Source organism: Sphingomonas sp. (assembly GCF_019749955.1).
In the GTDB taxonomy this organism is placed as follows: domain Bacteria; phylum Pseudomonadota; class Alphaproteobacteria; order Sphingomonadales; family Sphingomonadaceae; genus Sphingomonas.
Genome location: NZ_JAIEPC010000068.1, coordinates 1 through 20,647, shown reverse-complemented (window position 1 = coordinate 20,647; position 20,647 = coordinate 1). Strand labels below are relative to the sequence as shown.

General features: G+C 65.2%; 22 protein-coding genes, 1 tRNA gene and 1 pseudogene. 12 read left to right on the top strand and 12 right to left on the bottom strand.

Annotated elements, in window-relative coordinates:
- Positions 1 to 53: 53 nt before the first annotated feature.
- From rsmH to K2W81_RS12885, 4 genes are all read right to left on the bottom strand, one after another.
- Positions 54 to 1,001 carry a 16S rRNA (cytosine(1402)-N(4))-methyltransferase RsmH gene (gene rsmH, locus K2W81_RS12900; protein WP_294104912.1) on the bottom strand — a complete coding sequence of 316 codons (948 nt, stop codon included), beginning with the start codon at positions 999 to 1,001 and terminating at the stop codon, positions 54 to 56.
- The gene (locus K2W81_RS12895) at positions 998 to 1,501 is read right to left on the bottom strand and encodes a division/cell wall cluster transcriptional repressor MraZ (protein WP_294104910.1); all 504 of its coding nucleotides are present in this window, start codon (positions 1,499 to 1,501) and stop codon (positions 998 to 1,000) included. The genes rsmH and K2W81_RS12895 overlap by 4 nt, the downstream gene beginning before the upstream one ends.
- 331 nt (positions 1,502 to 1,832) lie before the next feature.
- On the bottom strand, positions 1,833 to 2,138 hold the full coding sequence (locus K2W81_RS12890; RefSeq protein ID WP_294104908.1) for a hypothetical protein: 306 nt from the start codon (positions 2,136 to 2,138) through the stop codon (positions 1,833 to 1,835).
- 37 nt (positions 2,139 to 2,175) lie between these two features.
- Positions 2,176 to 3,168, bottom strand: coding sequence for a cysteine synthase A (locus tag K2W81_RS12885; protein WP_294104906.1), 993 nt, complete (start codon positions 3,166 to 3,168; stop codon positions 2,176 to 2,178).
- 117 nt (positions 3,169 to 3,285) lie between these two features.
- Here K2W81_RS12885 and K2W81_RS12880 point away from each other — a divergent pair, with 117 nt between their 5' ends.
- Both K2W81_RS12880 and K2W81_RS12875 read left to right on the top strand, forming a co-directional pair.
- The gene (locus K2W81_RS12880; protein ID WP_294104904.1) at positions 3,286 to 3,552 is read left to right on the top strand and encodes a type II toxin-antitoxin system VapB family antitoxin; all 267 of its coding nucleotides are present in this window, start codon (positions 3,286 to 3,288) and stop codon (positions 3,550 to 3,552) included.
- On the top strand, positions 3,549 to 3,938 hold the full coding sequence (locus K2W81_RS12875) for a type II toxin-antitoxin system VapC family toxin (RefSeq protein ID WP_294104902.1): 390 nt from the start codon (positions 3,549 to 3,551) through the stop codon (positions 3,936 to 3,938). The genes K2W81_RS12880 and K2W81_RS12875 overlap by 4 nt, the downstream gene beginning before the upstream one ends.
- A gap of 4 nt (positions 3,939 to 3,942) precedes the next feature.
- Here the strand turns inward: K2W81_RS12875 and K2W81_RS12870 are convergent, their stop codons facing one another.
- Both K2W81_RS12870 and K2W81_RS12865 read right to left on the bottom strand, forming a co-directional pair.
- On the bottom strand, positions 3,943 to 4,275 hold the full coding sequence (locus K2W81_RS12870) for a DUF962 domain-containing protein (protein WP_294104900.1): 333 nt from the start codon (positions 4,273 to 4,275) through the stop codon (positions 3,943 to 3,945).
- On the bottom strand, positions 4,272 to 6,269 hold the full coding sequence (locus tag K2W81_RS12865) for an amidohydrolase family protein (protein WP_294104898.1): 1,998 nt from the start codon (positions 6,267 to 6,269) through the stop codon (positions 4,272 to 4,274). Before K2W81_RS12865 ends, K2W81_RS12870 begins: the two co-directional genes overlap by 4 nt.
- Positions 6,270 to 6,429: 160 nt before the next feature.
- On the opposite strand from K2W81_RS12865, the gene K2W81_RS12860 reads away from it, so the two are divergent.
- The 7 genes from K2W81_RS12860 to aat all read left to right on the top strand — a co-directional run bounded on the left by K2W81_RS12860 (position 6,430) and on the right by aat (position 11,163).
- The gene (locus tag K2W81_RS12860; protein ID WP_294104896.1) at positions 6,430 to 6,825 is read left to right on the top strand and encodes a diacylglycerol kinase; all 396 of its coding nucleotides are present in this window, start codon (positions 6,430 to 6,432) and stop codon (positions 6,823 to 6,825) included.
- Positions 6,826 to 6,854: 29 nt separating this feature from the next.
- Positions 6,855 to 7,202 (top strand): type II toxin-antitoxin system RelE/ParE family toxin, encoded by a 348-nt coding sequence (locus tag K2W81_RS12855; RefSeq protein WP_294104894.1) that lies wholly within the window; start codon positions 6,855 to 6,857, stop codon positions 7,200 to 7,202.
- 71 nt (positions 7,203 to 7,273) lie between these two features.
- A complete protein-coding gene (locus K2W81_RS12850) occupies positions 7,274 to 7,582 on the top strand; it encodes an XRE family transcriptional regulator (protein WP_294104892.1) in 309 nt (102 codons plus the stop codon).
- A 132-nt stretch (positions 7,583 to 7,714) separates the two neighbouring features.
- On the top strand, positions 7,715 to 9,007 hold the full coding sequence (locus tag K2W81_RS12845) for a type VI secretion protein ImpB (protein WP_294104890.1): 1,293 nt from the start codon (positions 7,715 to 7,717) through the stop codon (positions 9,005 to 9,007).
- Between the two features lie 162 nt (positions 9,008 to 9,169).
- Entirely contained in the window at positions 9,170 to 9,544 is a 375-nt protein-coding gene (locus tag K2W81_RS12840) for a hypothetical protein (protein ID WP_294104888.1), read from the top strand.
- 90 nt (positions 9,545 to 9,634) lie between these two features.
- Complete coding sequence (locus K2W81_RS12835; protein WP_294104886.1) at positions 9,635 to 10,384, top strand: ParA family protein; 750 nt, start codon at positions 9,635 to 9,637, stop codon at positions 10,382 to 10,384.
- A gap of 23 nt (positions 10,385 to 10,407) precedes the next feature.
- The gene (gene aat, locus K2W81_RS12830; RefSeq protein ID WP_294104884.1) at positions 10,408 to 11,163 is read left to right on the top strand and encodes a leucyl/phenylalanyl-tRNA--protein transferase; all 756 of its coding nucleotides are present in this window, start codon (positions 10,408 to 10,410) and stop codon (positions 11,161 to 11,163) included.
- Between the two features lie 35 nt (positions 11,164 to 11,198).
- Here aat and K2W81_RS12825 read toward each other — a convergent pair.
- The 5 genes and pseudogenes from K2W81_RS12825 to K2W81_RS12805 all read right to left on the bottom strand — a co-directional run.
- Positions 11,199 to 11,432, bottom strand: a pseudogene (locus tag K2W81_RS12825) (DUF2155 domain-containing protein); the annotation flags it as partial.
- A 220-nt stretch (positions 11,433 to 11,652) separates the two neighbouring features.
- Positions 11,653 to 12,045 carry an NADH:ubiquinone oxidoreductase subunit NDUFA12 gene (locus tag K2W81_RS12820; RefSeq protein ID WP_294104882.1) on the bottom strand — a complete coding sequence of 131 codons (393 nt, stop codon included), beginning with the start codon at positions 12,043 to 12,045 and terminating at the stop codon, positions 11,653 to 11,655.
- A 35-nt stretch (positions 12,046 to 12,080) separates the two neighbouring features.
- The gene (locus K2W81_RS12815; RefSeq protein WP_294104880.1) at positions 12,081 to 12,575 is read right to left on the bottom strand and encodes a DUF192 domain-containing protein; all 495 of its coding nucleotides are present in this window, start codon (positions 12,573 to 12,575) and stop codon (positions 12,081 to 12,083) included.
- Positions 12,576 to 12,577: 2 nt separating this feature from the next.
- Positions 12,578 to 13,150: a cold shock protein gene (locus K2W81_RS12810; protein WP_294104878.1), complete on the bottom strand. Its 573-nt coding sequence runs from the start codon at positions 13,148 to 13,150 to the stop codon at positions 12,578 to 12,580.
- Positions 13,151 to 13,215: 65 nt separating this feature from the next.
- Positions 13,216 to 13,794 (bottom strand): RecX family transcriptional regulator, encoded by a 579-nt coding sequence (locus K2W81_RS12805; RefSeq protein WP_294104877.1) that lies wholly within the window; start codon positions 13,792 to 13,794, stop codon positions 13,216 to 13,218.
- 138 nt (positions 13,795 to 13,932) lie between these two features.
- On the opposite strand from K2W81_RS12805, the gene K2W81_RS12800 reads away from it, so the two are divergent.
- The 3 genes from K2W81_RS12800 to K2W81_RS12790 all read left to right on the top strand — a co-directional run bounded on the left by K2W81_RS12800 (position 13,933) and on the right by K2W81_RS12790 (position 18,279).
- Positions 13,933 to 15,696, top strand: a complete 1,764-nt coding sequence (locus tag K2W81_RS12800; RefSeq protein ID WP_294104914.1) for a fatty acyl-AMP ligase — start codon at positions 13,933 to 13,935, stop codon at positions 15,694 to 15,696.
- Positions 15,697 to 15,779: 83 nt separating this feature from the next.
- Positions 15,780 to 18,140, top strand: coding sequence for an EAL domain-containing protein (locus K2W81_RS12795; RefSeq protein WP_294104875.1), 2,361 nt, complete (start codon positions 15,780 to 15,782; stop codon positions 18,138 to 18,140).
- Positions 18,141 to 18,202: 62 nt separating this feature from the next.
- Positions 18,203 to 18,279 (top strand) — tRNA-Trp (locus K2W81_RS12790).
- 1 nt (position 18,280) lies between these two features.
- Here K2W81_RS12790 and K2W81_RS12785 read toward each other — a convergent pair.
- Entirely contained in the window at positions 18,281 to 19,933 is a 1,653-nt protein-coding gene (locus K2W81_RS12785; protein WP_294104873.1) for a hypothetical protein, read from the bottom strand.
- Positions 19,934 to 20,647: the final 714 nt, after the last annotated feature.

Sequence of the window (20,647 nt, the reverse complement as noted above, 5' to 3'; positions counted from 1 at the left end):
CACCACCACGCTGCTGATGAACCAGCCGATGCCCCGCAACCGATATGCTGCCGTCATTGTCCTGCTCCCTCTTGCCAAGCAGCGGCCGCCGTCCGCTGCGCCACGCGCAATGTTGCTGACCGCGCCCGCGGGTTGCGGGCGATCTCGCTGTCGCTCGCGCGCACCGCGCGACCGATTGTCTCGAAACTCGGCGCCGGGCCAGTCGCGGCCTGCGGCAGGTGCCGCGATCCACCCGGCTGCGCGCCCGATCGCGTGCGCAGGAATTGCTTCACGACGCGGTCTTCAAGGCTGTGAAAGGTCACCACCGCCAGTCGCCCGCCGGGGCGCAGCAGCCGCTCGGCCGCCACCAGACCCTGCGCCAGTTCGTCGAGTTCGCGGTTGAGATGGATGCGGATCGCCTGAAAGAGCCGCATCGCCGGATCCTTCTTGTCATGCGGCTTGTGGCCGAGCGCGCGCCGCACGACGGTGGCGAGTTGCAGCGTGCTGTCGATCGGGCGCGCCGCGACGATCGCGCGCGCCACCCGGCGTGAGCGCGGTTCCTCGCCATAATGATAGAGCACGTCGGCGATTGCCTCTTCATCCGCCGTGTTCAGGAATTCGGCCGCCGTCTCGCCTTCCTGGCTCATCCGCATGTCGGGCACCGCATCGGCTTGCGCCGCAAAGCCGCGCTTGGCCTGATCGAGCTGCATACTCGACACGCCAATATCCATCGTCAGGCCATCGACCGGCGCCAGCCCGCGCGCCTCAATCTCCGCCCCCATCGACGAGAAGACGGCGTGGATCAGCGTCAGCCGCCCATCGGCCTCGGCGACCAGCGCCTGCCCTGCCGCAATCGCATCAGGGTCGCGGTCAAAGGCAATCACCTCGGCGCCTGCACCGAGCAGCGCGCGCGTGTAACCGCCCGCGCCAAAGGTCGCGTCGACCTGCCGCGATCCGGGCGCGACGTCGAGCCCCTCGGTCACTTCGGCGAGCAATACGGGGATGTGCGGCGCGTCGGTCACAGCACCACCTTGCGTTCGGCCAGCTCATGCTCGACTAGCGCGCGGACATTGGGGTGGACATTCGGCGAGGCGAGCAAGGTCGCCGGGTCCCAGATTTCGAAATATTTGCCGATGCCGTAGAAGAATGCCCATTTGCCGATCTTCGCGTGCTTGCGCGGGAAACCCGGCATGATGAACCGGCCCGAGGTATCGAACGGCAGCTCGTCGCTCGCCATACCACCGCGCAGAATGTCGTCGTTGGGCGCGCCATCGGCGAGTGCATTCTGCCGTGCGCGCTCTTCAAGCTCGGCTTCGCGCTGATCGGCGAAATCGAGGTCATAGCCGCAGATGCAGGGCTGGCGCTCATGCGCCTGGAGGACGACAGTGGTGATCGCCTTGCCGTCGCCACCAATCGGGCTGCGCGCCAGCAGGGCAGCGCGCAGCGGCGACGGAATGGCCACACGGCCCTTCTCGTCCACTTGCTGCAGGCCATAGCCCCGATAGCTGCTTCTGCCCGACACGCCCACCCTATCTGAGGCGTGCAATGCTCTCCCGTGCCGAGAATCGACCCCGTGTCGATCTCGACCCCTGAATCACGAACGAGAGCACACGCCCCTTGTTAACCAAGCGGTATCAGGGAATTTGTGGGCATTCAATGGGCGGTTTGGGGATTTCGCGGGAAAATTAACTATCCCGGCGGGATTCCTGGGGGGAATAGCCCCGGCCTACTTACGCTGTTCTTCATGCGTTCCAGTATTTCGATGACCTGCGGGGTCAAAATCCCGCGCCCGCGCGATGTCGGGGGGCAATTTCCCCGGATCGCCCAACCGGCAGACCGAGTCGCAGGGGTGATCATTTGGCGGGCTTGGCGGGGGCGGCGGTGTTTCCCGCAGCGCTTGGCGCTATGCCGAGTTCAGCCAGCGGCTCGCGGTCACCTGTGGTGGCCGGATCGGTACCATTGGTTGCGGACAGATTGGCGACGATGTCGGCCTTCGCGCCGCCCGCGACCGCGACGGGTCGTTCGTGGCTCGCCGAGCTGAAGATCGCGCTGGCAAGACCGATCAACAGCAGGACAAAGGCAAGCCCGGTCATGCCGACCTTGACACGCTGGATCGACTGGGTCGCCTCGGCGGACTTCTTGTTACTGACCACGCGCATTTTCTACCCGATTGCGCGCAACTTGCCAAACCCGCCGTCAGGCGGGGCGCAACTGCGCCGGGACCGGCAGGCCTTTGGCGGCCAGCCAGTCGGCATTGTAGAGCGTCGACAGATAGCGAAAACCAGTGTCGCACAGGATCGTCGCGACCCGCGCGCCCGGCCCCAATTGCTTCGCCAGCAATACCGCGCCGGCAACATTGATGCCCGACGACAGGCCCAGGCACAGCCCTTCCTCGCAGAGCAATTTCTCGACCCAATACATGCCCTCAGTGTCCGAAACCCGGAATTGGGTGTCGATCGGCGCGCCTTCGAGATTAGCGGTGATCCGCCCCTGCCCGATCCCCTCGGCAACCGACGACCCCTCGCTCTTCAGCTCGCCATGCGCATAGTAATTGTACAGCGCCGCGCCATGCGGATCGGTGAGCGCGATCGTGACCTTGTCATCATGCGATTTCAGCCCCAGCCCCACCCCGGCGATCGTCCCGCCAGTGCCCGCAGCACAGGTAAAACCGTCGATCCGCCCCTCCATCTGCGCCCAGATTTCCTCAGCGGTCCCGGTCACATGCGCGCGGCGATTGGCGACGTTGTCGAACTGGTTTGCCCAGATCGCGTTGGGCGTTTCCTCGGCGATCCGTCTGCTCTGGTGCACGAAATGGCACGGGTTCGAATAAGGCGCGGCGGGGACCAGCACGAGGCTCGCGCCGAGCGCGCGCAGCGTGTCCATCTTCTCGCGGCTCTGCGTCTCGGGCATCACGATGATCGTCTTATAGCCCTTGGCATTGGCGACGAGCGCGAGACCAATACCGGTATTGCCCGCCGTCCCCTCGACAATCGTCCCGCCGGTCTTGAGCAGCCCCTGTTCCTCGGCATCCTCGACAATCGACAGTGCCGCGCGGTCCTTCACCGACGCGCCGGGATTGGCGAATTCGCACTTGGCAAAGATTTCGCCCCCACTCTCGTCGCTCGGCCCTTTCAGGCGAACGAGCGGGGTGTTGCCAATCAGGGCGAGCGTGTTGGAGGCAGTAAGCATGGCGACCTAAATGGCGCGGGCAGGCGCGCGGGGCAAGCGAGACAATCTTGGTCGGCAACAGGCGCCCGTTGTCGCCTCTCGGCGTTGATGGTATATACCAAATCAGTGGAGGTAGATGTGGCGACGCAACTCAACATCAAGGACCCCGAAACCGTGGCATTGGCGCATCGCCTTGCCAAGGCAACCGGCAAGCCGATGACGACGGTGATCCGTGAAGCGCTGGAGCGGGAGGAGCGCGCGCAGGACGAACGGATCGCCGAGAGCCTCGCGGTGGTTAAAGCGATAAGCGACCGCGTTCGCTCCAGCCTGCCGCCTGAATGGCAAGGCAAGAGCTCTCAGGGGATAATCGCCGAACTTTACGACGACCGCGGACTGCCGATTTGATCGTCGATTCATCAGCCGTCATGGCTATCGTCCTTGGCGAAGCCGAGCAGGAATCCTTCAACCGCTTGATCAAACGCGCCGAGCGGTGTCAACTGTCAGCTGGCACATGGATAGAGCTCGCGGCCGTCACCGCCCGCTATCCCGAGCACATTGGTGCTGCCGTCAATCAAATCATGGCGCATTACGGCATCGCCATCGCTCCGGTCACCGTCGACCAGGCACAGATCGGTAGCGACGCCTATCGCCGCTATGGTCCCGGCTCGGGCCATCCGGCTAACCTCAATTTCGGCGATTGCTTCGCCTATGCGCTCGCCCGGGAGTCGGGCGAACCGCTGCTGTTCAAGGGCGACGATTTCACGCATACCGACATCGTCGCAGCGCTCTGAACGCCTACCGCGCCACCCCCGCCGCCGCCAGATGCGGCCCCAGCCGCCCGCTCAGCCACAGGAAGAACATCCGGTAATCGCTCACCAGCGACCAGAGCGGATAGGTGAACGTCGCCGGGCGATTGCGTTCGACCAGGAAATGCGCGGGCCACGCCATCCCGTATCCCGCGATCGGCACCAGCGCCCACCACCAACCGCCCCAGGCAACCGCCAGCGCCGCAAAGCCGATCGTCATTGCCGTGCCCGCATAATGGATCGCGCGCGTCTCGGCCTTCGCATGCTCGTGCAGGTAGAAGGGCCAGAAGTCGGCGTAGGTCGTAATCGCGACCGCGCTCACTTCGGTCGCCCCGCGAACCCGGCCGCTTTCCGCAATTCGTCGGCATTCATCAGCGCGCCGTCGCTCATCACCCACAGCGTCCGCCGCATCGCGCCAATGTCCTTCGACGCATCGCCGTCGACCAGCACCAGATCGGCTTCCTTGCCGACCGTCACCGACCCCGTCGTCTTGTCGGCGCCGACCAGCCGCGCCGGGACAATCGTCGCGGTCTGGAGCGCTTCGCCCGGCGTGAACCCCGCCTGCACATACAACTCCAGCTCGCGCACGATCTCCAGCCCGCCGCCGTCGGTGCCTGCAACGATCGGCACACCCGCGTCGTGCAGCGCCTTCACCAGCGCCACCAGCTTGGCAAAGCTCGCGCGCCAATCGGCCCGCGTCACCCCTGCGGGCGGCTGGAACCCGCCCGCGCGAAAGCCGCGCTCGACGGCGGGCGGCAAGGTGCCGACATAGGGCGCATAGGACGGCGACAAATCGCCATTCTCCGGCACATAAAGACTCTCGAAAACCGAAATCGTCGGATCGACCACCGTCTGCTTCGCCGCCATCAGTTTGATCAGCGATTTCATCGGCTCGGCGTTCAGATCGACGTCCTTGGCGTATTTGCCGGGGCCGTTGAAGCGTTCGATACCGTTACTGATGTTGACGACGCTGTCGGGCAGCGCCTGCATCATCACGAAATTAATGTGGGTGATTTCGTCATAGCCGCCCGCGATCACATCTGTCGCGCGCAAGGTCGCGGGGATATGGCCATGGACGTGCAAGCCCAGCTTCTTGGCTTCCTTGATCCCCGCCCACAGCCATTCGGGCTTCATCGAGGTATAGAATTTGACCGCGGTAAAGCCATTGTCCTTGGCGCGCCGCACGGCGGCAACGGCTTCCTCGGCGGACGAAACGCTGATCCCGCCCTGCGCCTGCAGCGGCCCCTTGCCGTCGATCAACACCGACGAATAGACCGTCGGGAACAGCAATTTCCCCGCCGCGATCTGCTGGTTGCGCAGCACCGTCGGCTGGATATCGGCGCCCGGATTGCGCGCGCTCGTCTCGCCCTGCGACAGCAATTGCAGCCCCTGCAAGTCGCTGCCGACGTGCATGTGCGCGTCCCAGATGCCGGGCGACAATGTCTTGCCCTTGCCGTCGATCACCTTGGCGTTCGCGGGCAGCTGCACCGTCGCCGCCGCGCCGACCGCGACAATCTTGCCCTTGTCGGCCACCACCGTCTGATCATCGACGAATTTGGCCGAGATCGCATCGAACAGCTTCACATGGGTGAAGGCCACCGGCACCGGCGACACGCCGCCGAAGCGCGCCTTGAAGGCCGGATTGCGCGCCGCCAGCGCATCGATCTGCGCCTTCTGCAGCTTGAGCATGTCGCCAGTGTACGCTTCGGGCAGCAGAGCGATCCCGCCGACGAAGCCGAAGAACGTGCCGTCAGCGTTCATCACCACCGGCACCGGCTCGGTCGACACACCCTCCAGCGTCCAGACGGTTACCGTCTTCGCGGTCGCCCCACTCCCAACCGCAACATCGACCAGCTTCTCCAGCCGCGCGACGCCGCCCGGCAGCAGCGCGATCTGCCGCCCCGGCGCCTTCATAATGGCTTCGACGGCATAAGCATTGGCAGCGAACGGCCCACCGAAGCTCGAATATTGCGCCTTGCCGTCGTACTTCGCCTCGCCCTTGTCGATCGGCGAGGTCCAGCGCGCGGTGCCGTTCGTGATCGCGAACGTCTCGGCAGAATCACCGCTCGGCGTATAGCCACGGATCACGATCCGGTCGGGCTGACCATTGGCGCCCGAGTGGATCACTTCATCCTGCTCGAAAATCTGCCCGCGCAGGTTCATGCTCTCGCGCACCGCAAAGCTGCCATCGGCGAGCCGCCACACCGCCGCACTGCCATGCTCGCCCGCTGCCGAGACGAGCTTGAATTTCTGCGCATCGGCGGGCGGCACGAGCAATTGCTCCTTTGGCACCTGCGCCGAGGCCGCACCGGCCATCAGGGACGCGGCAACCGCCGCACATGCCAACATCATCACCCGCGTCCGCATCGACTCGCCTCCCATTGATCGGTGTGCGACAGGGCTAGCACACCGGCGCGCGGGTGCAAGCGGGTGCGGCGTTGTCGCTTCCCGCGATCGGACCTAGGCTGCTCCGGCCATGAAGAACGCGCGCTTCCTCACCCGGCTCCGCTTCGCAGTTGCAGGGATTGCGACCGTCTGGGGGCGCGAGCGCAGCTTTCGCACCCAAGTCTGGCTCGGCGCGGGCGCCCTCGCAGTCGTGATCGCCCTGCGCCCTGCCCCGATCTGGATCGCCGCGCTGGTGATCAGCGCGGCGCTGGTGCTGACGCTCGAAATCATCAACTCCGCGCTCGAATATCTGCTCGACCATCTCCACCCGGACCACCACCCAGCGATCGGCGCGGCGAAGGACGCAGCCGCAGGCGCGGTGCTGCTCGCGAGCATCGCCGCGCTGGCGGTGGGCGGGTTGATGGTTTGGGACACGTTGGGGTGGCGGGCGTTCGACGGGCGCGCGGAATCCCAAATTGACCGCTAGACAAATAATAACCTAAAGGTTATATTGCAATGGAATGGACTGTCGCCAACCATGAAGCGTTCGACCCGGAATTTGACGCGCTGCCGAAAGCCGTGAGACTAACCCTGATCGCGCATTTGACCTTGCTCAAGACGTTCGGCCCAACTTTGGGCCGTCCGCATGTCGATACGCTCGCCGGATCGAAGCACCGCAACATGAAGGAGCTTCGGCTCGACGCAGACGACGGCGTTTGGCGCGTGGCGTTCGCTTTCGATCCGGCGCGCAGGGCGATCTTGTTGGTTGCAGGTGACAAAGCCGGCGTGGCGCAGAAGCGGTTCTACAAGGCGCTGATTGCCAAGGCCGACGCACGGTTCGACGACCATCTCGACGCGCTGTAACGCGGAATATGAGGAAGGACGATTTAGTGGAAGAACCAACGAAGTCGGCTCGAGGCAAGGCTGGGCGCACCTTGGACGTCTTGTTGGCGGAACTCACCCCCGAACAGCGAGCCCAAGTCGCAGCGCGCAGCGCCGAACTTCATGCCGAAGTCGAAGGGCTCAAGGCCCTGCGCAAGCTTGCAGCGCGCAGCCAGGAGCAAATTGCGCAGGCACTCGGCGTCACCCAGCCCGCCGTGGTCAAGATCGAGCGCCAGACCGACCTCTACCTCTCGACGCTGCGTCGGTTCGTCGAAGCGGCAGGCGGCACGCTCGAACTGCGGGTCGAACTGCCGGGACAGGGCGTGATGCACCTGACCGGTGTTGGGGAGATCATGCCCTGATCCGAGCAGATCTCACGCTTTCCAACACCCCGCGAATCATGTATGTTCCACATATGTTCGCACGCGACTCGACGACCCGCTACCCCCTATGGGAGGTCGTGACTTTCGACACTTTCCGGCACCCAAATACCCGTGGCTGACACCCTGCCCCCGCGCCCGCTGCGTTGGCTGTTTCTCGACCTGAACAGCTATTTCGCCAGCGTCGAGCAGCAGCTCGACCCCGCGCTGCGCGGCCAGCCGATCTTGGTGGCGCCGGTCGACAGCGACACCACCGTCGCGATCGCCGCTTCTGTTGAGGCCAAGAAATATGGCATCCGCACCGGCACCCCCGTCTGGGAAGCCAAGCGGCTGTGCCGCGACCTGATCATCGTGCCCGCGCGCCACGAAAAATATGTCGAATATCACGAGGCAATCGTCGCCGAAGTCTGGCGCCACATCCCCGTGACCAAAGTCTGTTCGATCGACGAAGTCGCGTGCCGGTTGCTCGATAACGAGAACAGCGTCGAGGCCGCCACCGCGCTCGCGCACCGGATCAAGGCGGGGATCCGCGCGCAGGTCGGCGATTGCCTGACGAGTTCGGTCGGCATTGCCCCCAACCGGCTGCTCGCAAAACTCGCGTCGGACATGGTGAAGCCCGACGGACTGGTGGTGCTTCAGGCCGATGAGCTGCCGCATCGCCTGTTCGATATGCCGCTGCGCGATATCGCGGGCATCGGCGCGAAGATGGAGCGGCGGCTCGCGCAGGAAGGGATCAACGACATCCGCCAGCTCTGCGCGCGCCGACCGCGCGATGCGGGGACGGCGTGGGGCGGCACCAATGGCGACCGGCTCTGGTATCTGCTCCACGGCGTCGACTTGCCCGAAAAGCCTTCGCAGAGCCGCAGCATCGGCCACAGCCATGTCCTGTCGCCGGGTAAGCGCGGGGTCGAGCCGGTGCGCCTCACCGCGCGCCGCCTCGCGCTGAAAGCCGCGAGCAGGCTCCGCCGCAAGGATTTGCGCGCGCGGCTGCTGGTGCTCCACGCGCGGTTTGAGGACGACAAGAGCAACTGGCGCGTCTCGGCCAAGCTGCCCGCGACGCAGGACAGTTTCGTGATCCTCGCCGCGCTCGATAAGCTCTTCCCCCAGCTTCACGCCGCGGGCCGCGCGCGGCGCGGCGATTTCCAGGTGCGGATGGTCGGGGTGACGCTCGCCGAAATCGAGGCAGTGGCGGGCGAGCAGGAGTCGCTGTTCGGTTTGCTCGACCCCGATGATCCGCTGGCGCGCGAAACGCGCGGGCTCGCGCTCAGCCGGGCAATGGATGTGCTCAACGAAAAATTCGGGCGCCACGCGGTGTCGGTCGGACCGATGGGCAGCGGGCGGATCGACCGCGTCGGCACCAAAATCGCGTTCGGGCGTATTCCCGAACGGTCTGAATTTCACGAATGAAGTGATTGATTAGAAAGATGATTCGATGATGGCTGCCGGGACGCCCCACCACCGCATTTGCGACGACCTGAAACATTACACTTTCATGTCACTGAAATTGCGCGCGATCCTCGCACCGCCACTCTTGACGAACGCGGCACGCTGCGCGAAGCATGAGACATCATGACACAGAAACTGCTCCTCGCCGCCGCCGCTTTGCTCGCGCTGCCGCTTGCCGCTTGCGAAAACAAGCCCATCGTTCAGGGCGCCGAAGACCCGCTCAAGGAAGCCGCCGACAAGGCGCCCAAGGTCGAGCTGCCGCCCGCGATCAAGGCCACCGTGACCATGCGCTGCAAGGACAACAGCCTTGTCTACATCGAGTTTTTCGCGGGCGACAAACTGGCCAATCTGCGCACCGAAAAAGATGGCACGCCGATCCGCCTCACCGCCGAAAAGGCGGGCGACCCGCTGATCGCAGACGGTTATTCGCTGAAAGGCACGCCGCAATTGGTCACGCTCGCCCAGCCCGGCAAGCCTGCGCAGAGCTGCAAGGCCTGAGCCACCAAAACCCTGCGCTACCGGGCGATCGGCGGCGCAAAGCCTTGCGTCGATCGCCCCTATCCTGCACGATAGGGGGCCATTCGATTAATGACGGAGGCAATCCCCACTTTGGCAACCATCGCAATCTACAGCCTGAAGGGCGGCGTCGGCAAAACCACGCTGGCCGTGAACCTGGCCTGGTGCGCCGCGACCCTGTCGGCGCGCCGCACCTTGCTTTGGGACCTCGATCCGCAAGCCGCGAGCACCTACCTGCTCAGCGATCGCAAGGCCAAAGGCCAGGCGCAGGCGGTGTTCACCAAGGACCTCGACCCGACCAAGCTGATCCACGCGACCGCGACGCCCCGGCTCGACCTGATCGGCGCCGACAGCTCGCTGCGCGGGCTCGACGTGCTGTTCCACGAGCTCGACAAGAAGAAGCTGCTCACCAAGCTGCTGACGACGGCGGGCAAGGATTATGACCGCGTGATCCTCGATTGCCCGCCCGGCATCACCGAGACGAGCGACCAAGTGATGCGCGCCGCCGATCTGATCGTCGTGCCGGTGATCCCCTCGCCGCTCAGCGAGCGCGCCTTCGCCGAAGTGGTCGAGCAACTCGGCAACCGCGCCGCGCTGATGCCGGTGCATGCGATGGTCGACCGACGACGCAAGGTCCATGCCGACACGCTCGCGCGCCACCCCGACTGGCCGGTGATCCCGATGGCGAGCGTGATCGAGCAGGTCACGGTCAAGCGCGCGCCGGTCGGCAGCTTTGCACCGCGCACCGTCGGCGCGCAGGCCTTTGCCGCGCTGTGGCAAGCGGTCGAGAAACGGCTGGCGGACGCCGCGCGCGGGCAGTGACCAGCCCCGGCTCAGGCGCTGGCATGACGGGGCTCGATCCCCGGATGGTGCTCGGCGCCTATGCCGTCGGCGTGTTCCCGATGGCCGATAACCGCCAGGCCGATAGCGTCTATTGGGTCGAACCCAAACGCCGCGCGATCCTGCCGCTCGACGGCTTTCACCTGTCGCGCTCGCTGCGGAAGACGATCGCCGCCAATCGCTTCCGCGTCACTGCCGACACCGCGTTTGAGGCCGTGATCCGGCTCTGTGCCGAAGGGGCGACCGACCGCCCCGAAACCTGGATCAGCGGGCAGATCGAAACCGCGTTCACCGCGCTCCACCGGCTCGGCTTTGCGCATTCGGTCGAATGCTGGGACGGAGATCGGCTCGTCGGCGGCCTCTATGGCCTCGCGCTTGGCCGTGCGTTCTTCGGCGAGAGCATGGTGTCGCGGGAGCGCGACGCATCGAAGGTCGCACTCGCCTGGCTCGTGGCGCGGCTGCGGGTCGGCGGGTTCACCTTGCTCGACTGCCAGTTCCAGACCGATCATCTCGCCTCGCTCGGCGCGATCGAGATCAGCCGCGCGGCTTATTTGGGCTTGTTGTCGGGTGCAGTGGCGGGCGCGGTCGAGGGCGCGCTGGCGGCAGGCGCTGGCGCGGGCGACGTGGCATTGTCAGCGCCGAGGGTTTCCTCCGGCGTGCCGGGCGACTTCTTCGCGCTCGACGGCGCATCGGCAACGGCCACCGTCGCATCGCCGCCCGACGGGAAAGTCATCGCGCAGCTCTTGGGCCAGACGTCGTAGATCGGATCGAGCACGACGTTGAGATTGGGGCGCTCCTTGTAGAGCCAGCCAGAAAAGACGCGCCGCCATTTCTTGTCGGGCTGCATCACGTCGAGCTGGACGAACGCGCCGGTATAGTGGTCATTTTCCCACGGCGCGGTTTGCTCGCACGCGCGCAGGCGGATCACGACATTGCCGACGCGCATCGCCTGCCCCGGCTTGAGTGTCAGGTCGCGCGCGGCGCCATTGCGTTTGTTGAGCAGCCCGAGCACCGCGACGCGCTGCGCCATCGGCGTCGTGCCGCGCGCGATATCGGCACCGGGGGTGACATCGACGGTGGTGACATCAGTCGGCGTGGGTTCGGCATCGAGCGCCGTGGCACCGGTCGTCTTGACGGGTTCACCCGACACCGGCGCTGGCTCGTTCCAGCGCTGATAGCCGAACCATAGCGCGACGGCGGCCAGCACTGCGCCAATCCCCGCCCCGCCCCAGATCAGCCAACGACGGCGGTCACTCACCCGGCGTCCAGGCTTCATAGTCGCCCGTCGCCACCGCGCGCTGCCCGCCCTTTTCGAGCGCACCCGCCGGGCGATAGGCCAATTCGGTGCCGGTCAGATTGGGCACGGCTGGCTTTTGCCATGCGCGCGGCGCCGGCAGCGCCTGATCGGGCAGCGCGTCGACCTGATGGTGGAGCCAGCCGAACCATTCGGGCGGCACCCGGCTCGCGTCATTGGCGCCGTTGTAGATCACCCAGCGGCGCGGAATGCCATTCGGGTCGAGGCCGCCTTGATAATAGGCATTCCCCTGCGAATCGCTGCCAACGCGCGTCTTGCCGCGCAGGCCAAGCCAGGTGCCAAAGGTGGCACCGTTCCACCAGGTGAAAATCGTTCCGAGCACGCCCATGCCCGCCGCTTAGCGGGTGCGCGCGGCGGCTTCAACTAGCGTTTGCGCCCGTCCCACGTCACGGCATCACCTTCGGCAATGCCCAACTCGGTCGAGCGCCCGCCGCGCAGCTCGAGGACGGCAGCGACCGGCTCGCCCGAACCGATCGGCGCTTCGGAAAAGGGCGTCGTATTCTCGGCGATGCGCGCGATTGTGCCGTCGGCGCGAATGAAGATGATGTCGAGCGGGCTCGGCGTATCCTTCATCCAGAAGCTCGCCTCGCGCGGCGGGCCACCGTCGCCCGGATAGGGGTAGAACAGCATGCCGCCATCGGCAGGGATGTTGGTGCGGAACATCAGACCGCGCGCTTGCTCCTCGCTGGTTTTTGCCGATTCGACGCGGAAGCTGTGCTTGCCGCCGGGCCCCGAAACGGTGAGCGCAATCGCCGGTCGGCTTGCTTCGCTGGCGGTGCCCGCGACGGCATTGCCGCCGGTGCACGCAGGCAGCGCCAGCGCGAAGGCGATGGCGGCACAAACCCCGATGATACGCATGACTATCCTTCCTGTTCGACCGCCACCGCAAGCGGCCCCTTGCGCCCGTCGACGATCCGCGCGCGCAGCGGCTGGCCGGGCTCGACCTCACCGATCCCGGCGCGGCGCAGCGTTTCCATATGCACGAATATATCGGCATCGTCCGATCCGCGCACCAGAAATCCATAGCCTTTCAGCCGATTGAACCATTTGACCGTCACGGCCTCGAACGGCCCGGCCTGATCGACCAGATCGACCGGATCGATCCGGTCGGCCGGCCGCACGCGCACCGGGGTCTCGACGGCTTGGCTAAGGTCGATCGACACAATCTCACGCGCCTGAAAGCCACGGTCGCGGCGCACCGCGAGGCAGTCGATCCGCGCGCCTTCGGGCAAGCTGCGGCGCCCATGCGGCTGCAGCACCGAAAAATGAATTAAGATGTCGCCGACACCCGGCTCATCCGCCACCAGAAAGCCGAAGCCGCGCGTGACATCGAACCATTTGAGCGTGCCGACAAAGCGGACCTCGCCCGCGCTATCATCCCCGGCGCATTGAGCTTGGGCGCACGCATCGGTCGACGACCGCAGCCGCGCCATAGGTGCCGTTTGCCCATCGAAATCCGCATGCACGTTAGACAGCCCCCCGCCGAACGCTCAGCTTATCACGAAAACTGGCTAGTGCCAAAGTCCGAGGCATCGCCCGCCAGCGCCGCAAGCGCGGCCTCATCGCCCGGGGCTGCGGCGACGATCCGGCGAGCAAGATCGAAGCCGTGACCCGCGCGCACCATCGCCGCCAGTTGCTTTTCGCGCAGCGGCCGGTCGGGCTCGGTCGCTGCGAAGGGACCGATTCGCTTGCGCTTTGCAAAAGCGACGGCCGCGGCGACGGCACGATCGGCAATGGCGGGCGCAATCGCCTGCGCATCATCGCCGACGATGCCCGCCGCGCGCAGAGCACCCTCGACCCGGCGCGCGCCGAGACCCCGCCGCGCCATCGATGCCGCGCGTGCTTCGCCAAAGGCCCGGTCGTCGATATAGCCGAGTTCTGCGAACCGCTCAGCAATCGCGGCCGGATCAGCGGGCGCGCCATCCCAGCCACGCTCGCAGATCTTGCGCCGCAGATAATCAGTCAGCCGCCCGCGCGTCGTCGCGAACCGCTCGACATAACGCAGCGCCAACCGGTCGAGCGCGGCCGCATCAAGCGGAGGCGCGGCGCGGCGCTTGGCGGGGGAACCACGCTCCATGCCATCATTGTGCCATAGTCAAACCCGATTTTGAACGCTTGTGATGGGCAGATGCGCTGTTTCTGCGCATTGGAGCATTGTAAACTTCGCGAATGTGGCCAAAATCGGCGGTTATTGAGGACAAGGGGCTTGACGATAATGGTGATCGAACAGCGGCAGGCCGACGCGACGCAGGCAGATTTGCCCGCGCCGACGCCGACAAAGGACGCACTGCCGCGTCGCTTCGCCGATTTCGGGACGCTGGGCGAAGCGCTCGATTATGCCGCCTCGGGCGCGCGCGGGTTTAATTTCCATGACCCGCGCGGCACGATCAAGCGCGCCTATCGCTACGCCGATCTACGCACCGACGCGCTCGATGCCGCACTGCGGCTGATCGCGATCGGCATTGCGCCCGGCGACCGCGTCGCGCTGATTGCTGAAACCAGCGCCGAATTTGCCGCGCTGTTCTTCGGAACCGTCTATGCGGGCGCATGGCCCGTGCCGCTACCGCTGCCCACCTCGTTCGGCGGTCGCGATGCCTATGTCGAGCAGATCCGCGTCCAGCTCGCGAGCAGCGATCCGGTGCTGCTGGTCTATCCGCCCGAACTGGCTGACATGGCCGGTGACGCGGCGCGGATCGGCGGGGTCAAGGGCATCGATTGGGCAACGCTCGCCGAAGCGCCCGTGATCACGGCGCCGCTGCCGCAGGCCCAGCCCGACGATATCTGCTACCTGCAATATTCGAGCGGATCGACGCGCTTCCCGCACGGCGTTGCCGTCACCCACGCGGCCTTGCTCAACAATCTCGCCGCCCATGGGCATGGCATGCAACTGATCGACAGCGACCGCTGCATTTCGTGGCTGCCCTGGTATCATGACATGGGTCTCGTCGGCTGCATGCTCTCACCGATGGCGAATCAGGTGTCAGTCGATTATCTGAAGACCGAGGATTTCGCGCGCCGCCCGCTGGCGTGGCTCGATCTGATCAGCCGTAATGCGGGCACCTCGGTCAGCTATTCGCCGACCTTTGGCTACGATATTTGCGCACGCCGCATGTCGAGCCAGACCAAGGCATCCAACCGCTTCGACCTGTCGCGCTGGCGGCTCGCGGGCAATGGCGCTGACATGATCCGCCCCGATGTGATGCAGAGCTTCGTCGACGCCTTTGACAGCGCGGGGTTCAAGGCCAGCGCCTTTCTGCCGAGCTACGGCCTTGCTGAAGCAACGCTTGCCGTGTCGATCATGCCGCCGGGCGAAGGCATTCGCGTCGAGCTGGTCGAGGAAACCGAGCTGTCGGGCGCCGCCGCCAAGCAGGATCGGCCGCAACGCTACCGCGCGATCGTCAATTGCGGCAAGCCGGTGCGCGACATGGCGGTCGAAATCCGCGAGGAAGACGGCACGCCCCTGCCCGAGCGCGCGATCGGCAAAATCTGGTGCAGCGGTCCGTCGATCATGGCCGGTTACTTCCGCGATCCCGACGCGACGACGGCGTGCATGGTCGATGGCTGGCTCGATACCGGAGACATGGGCTATATGTCCGATGGCTATGTCTATGTCGTGGGCCGCGCCAAGGACATGATCATCGTCAACGGCAAGAACCATTGGCCGCAGGACATCGAATGGGCAGTCGAGCAACTGCCTGGCTTCAAGGCTGGCGACATCGCCGCATTCGCGATCACGACGCCGGGCGGTGAGGAAACGCCCGCCGTGCTGGTTCAGTGCCGCAGTTCCGATGAGCATGAACGCGTTCGGCTGCGCGAGGAAATTCGTGAGAAAGTCCGGTCGGTTACCGGCATGAACTGCGTGATCGAGCTGATCCCGCCGCGCACCTTGCCGCGCACAAGTTCAGGCAAGCTCAGCCGCGCCAAGGCGCGCAATCTTTATCTCAGCGGCGACATCAAGCCCTATGCCATCGCCGCCTGACGGGCGGAAAAAGGTGCTTTTTTGGGTCGAAACGGGTGCGTAATCTAACGATCCGCTAACCATTAATGGCTATGCAAGGGCGGGTGAGCCAATCATCCGCCTCGCAATTTGCCAACCCGAAGATCGACGCGCGTGCGCTGCTCGGTCTTTATGATCCTGCGGACTCGACAGATTGGGGGCCGATCCGCGCTGCCCAGATCAATGCCGGCTGCCGTTTGGCGCTGGTCGCCTTTGCCGCCAATCTGCTCGGCGCCGCGCTGACGATTCTGATCGCCGCGCCAATGGCACCCCTCTGGTCATTGATTGGCTGGGGCGCGCTTGTCACCGCCGTCGCGCTGGGAATCACATTCCGGCGGCTCTCCTCGCCCTGGCGCGGTGCGAAAAGCGCGCCGGTTCAGGCGGTGCGCAACACCTTGCTCGAAGGGCTGGCGCTCGGCGCGGTCTGGTCGATCCCGCCGCTCACGCTGGCCGCGCAGGCAAGCTCAGCCGATGCGCTCCGCTTGTGGATCGTCCTGTCGGTGCTGATGACGCTTTCGGCTGTGGCGATGGCAGCGCTGCCGCTAGCAACACTTGGCTTTCTGGCGTTGCTGGGCGCTGCCGTGACGACAATGCTTTTCCTGATCGGCGGGCCAGTCATCGCAGCCGCTGCCGCATTGTTCACGCTGATGGTGATGGTGAGCTGCTATTATCAGGCGCGCGGGCTGGTGGTGATCCGCGCCAATGAAATCGCTCTCGCCGAACGCGACGAAACGGTCAGCCTGCTGCTGCGCGATACCGAGGACCATACCGCCGACTGGCTGTGGGAAATCGATGCCGCGCGCCGGATCGTGCGTGCCTCACCCCGCTTTGCCTATGCGGTCGGTCATGATCCGGTGACGATCAACCAGATGCCGATCCTTCAGGTGCTCGCCGGGGCCAATTGGGAAAGCGGCCAATTCGAAAAAGGGCTCCGCGAGCTGTCCGACAAGCTGAAGCGGCGCGAAGCGTTTCGCGACCTGCAGCTCAATATCCAGGTCAAGGGCGAGCATCGTTGTTGGGAGATCGCCGCCACGCCGCGCTTTGACGACGGCGGCAATTTCATTGGCTTTCGCGGCGTCGGGTCGGACGTGACCGAGGCGCGCGCCTCGACCGAGAGGATCAATCGCATGGCGCGCTTTGATACGCTGACCGGGCTGCCCAACCGGCTAATGATCTACGAAAGCCTCGCCCGCGCGATTGAGGATACCGAAAAATGGTCGTCGCGTTGCGGATTCATGATGATCGATCTCGATCGCTTCAAGGCGGTCAATGATTCGCTCGGCCATCCGGTCGGCGATCGCCTGCTGGGTCGCGTGGCACAACGCCTCGCGCAGCTCATGTCCGACAATGAGCTGGTCGGGCGGCTTGGCGGCGACGAGTTCGCGATCGTCGTCCGCGACGCGACGGACTCGGCACAGGTCGAAGCGCTCGCGCGGCGCGTGATCGAGGCGATCTCGGCGCCCTATGACATCGACCAGAATACACTCCACATCGGCGCCAGCCTGGGCCTTGCCTATGGTCCGCGCGACGGTCGCACCGCCGAAACGCTGGTGCGCTCGGCCGATCTCGCGCTCTATCGATCAAAGGATGCCGGTGGCGGCGTTTTCCACGCTTATGAGCAGCAACTCCATGTCCAGGCCGAGGAGCGCCGCGTGCTCGAAATGGCGCTGCGCAAGGCGCTCACCAACGGCGAGCTCTCGCTCAACTATCAGCCCGTGGTCGCCGCCCGCGACGGCACATTGGCAGGGTTTGAGGCATTGCTGCGCTGGCAGCATCCCACGCTCGGCATGGTTTCACCCGCGAAATTCATCCCGCTCGCCGAAGAAACCCGGCTGATCGCGCCGATCGGCGAATGGGTGTTGCGCACCGCCTGCGCCGAAGCCGCCCGCTGGCAGGGGCAAACGCGCATTTCGATCAATGTCTCGCCGGAACAATTGCACAATCCGGCCTTCGTCGGCGTCGTCGCATCGGCGCTCGCGAACAGCGGGCTGCCGCCCGAACGGCTCGAGCTCGAAGTCACCGAAAGCGTATTCATGCGCGAGGGAACCTGCGCGACGCAGGTGCTCGAACGCATCCTTGATCTCGGCGTGCGGCTGGCGCTCGACGATTTCGGTACCGGCTATTCGTCGCTCGGTTATCTCAGCCGCTCACGCTTTTCGACGATCAAGATCGATCGCAGCTTCGTCCAGGGCGCGTCGAAGAATGTCCCTGAAGCGATCGCGATTATCCGCGCAGTGGTCGCACTCGCGCAGAGCCTGGGCATGGCCACCACGGCCGAGGGCGTCGAAACCGAAGCGGAGCATCATCTGGTCGAGCAACTGGGCTGTACCAAGGTTCAGGGCTATTATTTCGGGCGCCCGCTGCCCGTCGACGAGGCCCGCATCCTCGCCAATCGCGCATCGGCGGACGCCGCCGCAGCCGCTTGATCGCCAGCGTCAACCAGCCGCTTGCCCCGATGCGCGCGGCCCGCTAAAGGCTTTTGCCGCACAGGGGTGTAGCTCAGTTGGTTAGAGCGTCGGTCTCCAAAACCGAAGGCCCTCGGTTCGAGTCCGAGCTCCCCTGCCACTTACGTCGTGAGAACGAGATTTTCAGGCGCTGAGAATCTTCGTCGGCGTGAGGTTCTCCCTGCCGCGACGGGCTTTCCCCCCAGTGTCACCGCTAACGACCGGTCATCGGACCAGACCCGGGCCAAATCGGTCGCATGCGCACGACCTTTGGCGAACCCGATGGTCCAGACATAATCGAAGGTTTCGCGATCGAAGCTGGCGATCGCGCGGTCGAAATCGCCGCCGCCCCGCACCGTCGCAGGGTAGATGAGTTGCGAGGGGTCGCGATCATAGGGCGCGGCGCGCGGGTGGCGGGGATGCACGAGTTGCTGCCCGGGCAACGCCCATTGCTCGTTGGTGAAAACCCGCCGCCGTGCCGTCGCGAGCCCGGCGATGTGGCTGAGCCGTGGGTTGCCCCAATTGTCGGCGGCAGGCTCGTTGACCAGCACCAGCACCGCCGCCCCTTCGCGAAACACATCGACGGCGCGCAACGCCGCCGCCTGCTCGCGCGCGAACAGCGCAAAGGCAAGCGTCGAGGTCAGCAATCGCATCGCAAAAAAGCCGGTCGACAGCACCGCCAGCCGTCCCGCCAGCCGGTCCTCGCCCGAAGGCGCGCGGATCGCCAGCACCGCCAGTGCGAGCGTCATCGGTAGCATCCGCATATCGACACACGAGGCACCGGCATAAAAAGCGGGCAGCGCCAGAAACGCCAGCCCGCCGAGTGTCGCCGGAACCGCGAGCACTGGGGAGAGCGACAACCGACGCGACCGGGCGGCGACGGCGATCAACACCCATATGACGGCGATGCAGGCGATGTCGTACACCTGCCAGCGCTCGCGCAACACCGACATCGCCCAATAAAGCTTGAGCGGCGCGTTGAACCACATACCGGTTGACCCCGCCAGCCGGTCGCCGCCCGCCCATAGCGCCGCGAGCACGACCGGCATCATCATCGGCAAGCACATCGGCGCTGCGGCCATAGCGGCACGCAACCGGCTCTTCCCGCAGCTGCGCCGCTGTGCCCATTCTGCGCCGAAGACGAACAGGCCGAGCATCGCCCAGCCGAACGAGTGGCACAGCCAGACCGCGCACGCGAGTGGCCCGAACAGCGCGACGCGAACCCACACCGGCGCGCGCCGCGATAGCCGCAGCCACAGCGCCACCCCGGCAATCGCCAAGCCCGAAGCCAGTGAGAAGTTCACGAAGCCGAGCTGAAACGGTGCGGCATAAGCAAGTGGCAAGGCCATCAGTGCGGTCGGCGGGATCCGGCCGTGGACTTCGCGCGCCAGCCAGAGCATTGCCGCGACCACGAGAGCCGGAATCAATAGCACGACCACGCGCGCGGCGGGCTCCAGCCCGATCAGCGGCGCCAGCGCCAGCACCAGCCCATCAACGCCGAGATTGCCGATCAACGCCCAGCGCACGGCATAATGCTGCGCGAGGGGTTCGCGCCCGGCCTCGGCCAGAATGCGGAAACGGCCGATGTGGCCGGGCAAATCGGTCAGCGGCGGAATCGCCGGATACAGCAGCGGCACGATCGCGAGCAGCGCGAACAGGATCGCGATCGAGCGGCTTTGCCACCACCGCGCGGCGGGCCGATCGCCAAACGCCGTGGCGATGTTGGCTGCGGCGACCGGCGCTTCGGCAAGAGAGGGGTCGCGCCGCTTTGGCATGCAGTTCTCCGCGTTGTGCGATACATCCAAGAGGCGCTTGGCGTCTCGTAGCGCGGAAGTATTCGGAAATTGGTTAGGCTTGGCCAGCAAGCACCGCAGAATGGCTTCCCGGGGACAATGATCGCGCCCAATTTTCAAGGTTGAATGGCTGGGGCTTCCGAAGGATTTGGTCGCGTTCAGTCATCGCATTTACCTTCTGCGCAAGCAATCGATCGAGCCCGATCAGCCATTCAGGTGTGGGGGCCTGCTGAATGCTCGGCTTGCGCGTGCACGCGATCTGCGTAAAGCTGATTGCCGCCATGAACGCACCGTACCGGAACGGAAGACTCCCGGTTCGAGTCCGAGTTCCCCTGCCACTTTCCCAATATCGTCGTTGCGCCGCAGGCGGTCGCCGCGCATGGTCCTGCCGGTGGAGCATCCAGGTCCCGATATCGCGTAAGACACGTGCGTCCGCCGAATTTGGCCAAGCGCTGCCATCTTGAGCTGACAGCACGCCACCCACAGTCGATAAGGTGTTCAGGTAAAGTTAAATTTTTTCGGTGCATTGCAGCATGGCAAAACATTGCTATTTCCCAACCATTCCCGCCGCCACCTGAGGTTTGACAGCATAATGGCAAGCGACTCCACACAGAGCGTCAGGCTGCGCGATTTCGTGCGGTGGGCTGCGCCGATTCTGGGGCCCGACCGCGCCTTTTTCACGCTCGCGATCATTTA

What these genes read in the sequence shown, in the direction of transcription:
- K2W81_RS12890 (WP_294104908.1), bottom strand. Translation starts at nt 2,138, where the DNA reads ATGCGCGTGGTCAGTAACAAGAAGTCCGCCGAGGCGACCCAGTCGATC.
- K2W81_RS12885 (WP_294104906.1), bottom strand. Translation starts at nt 3,168, where the DNA reads ATGCTTACTGCCTCCAACACGCTCGCCCTGATTGGCAACACCCCGCTC.
- K2W81_RS12865 (WP_294104898.1), bottom strand. Translation starts at nt 6,269, where the DNA reads ATGGCCGGTGCGGCCTCGGCGCAGGTGCCAAAGGAGCAATTGCTCGTG.
- K2W81_RS12860 (WP_294104896.1), top strand. Translation starts at nt 6,430, where the DNA reads ATGAAGAACGCGCGCTTCCTCACCCGGCTCCGCTTCGCAGTTGCAGGG.
- K2W81_RS12855 (WP_294104894.1), top strand. Translation starts at nt 6,855, where the DNA reads ATGGAATGGACTGTCGCCAACCATGAAGCGTTCGACCCGGAATTTGAC.
- K2W81_RS12840 (WP_294104888.1), top strand. Translation starts at nt 9,170, where the DNA reads ATGACACAGAAACTGCTCCTCGCCGCCGCCGCTTTGCTCGCGCTGCCG.
- K2W81_RS12835 (WP_294104886.1), top strand. Translation starts at nt 9,635, where the DNA reads ATGACGGAGGCAATCCCCACTTTGGCAACCATCGCAATCTACAGCCTG.
- aat (WP_294104884.1), top strand. Translation starts at nt 10,408, where the DNA reads ATGACGGGGCTCGATCCCCGGATGGTGCTCGGCGCCTATGCCGTCGGC.
- K2W81_RS12820 (WP_294104882.1), bottom strand. Translation starts at nt 12,045, where the DNA reads ATGGGCGTGCTCGGAACGATTTTCACCTGGTGGAACGGTGCCACCTTT.
- K2W81_RS12815 (WP_294104880.1), bottom strand. Translation starts at nt 12,575, where the DNA reads ATGCGTATCATCGGGGTTTGTGCCGCCATCGCCTTCGCGCTGGCGCTG.
- K2W81_RS12810 (WP_294104878.1), bottom strand. Translation starts at nt 13,150, where the DNA reads ATGGCGCGGCTGCGGTCGTCGACCGATGCGTGCGCCCAAGCTCAATGC.
- K2W81_RS12805 (WP_294104877.1), bottom strand. Translation starts at nt 13,794, where the DNA reads ATGGAGCGTGGTTCCCCCGCCAAGCGCCGCGCCGCGCCTCCGCTTGAT.
- K2W81_RS12800 (WP_294104914.1), top strand. Translation starts at nt 13,933, where the DNA reads ATGGTGATCGAACAGCGGCAGGCCGACGCGACGCAGGCAGATTTGCCC.
- K2W81_RS12785 (WP_294104873.1), bottom strand. Translation starts at nt 19,933, where the DNA reads ATGCCAAAGCGGCGCGACCCCTCTCTTGCCGAAGCGCCGGTCGCCGCA.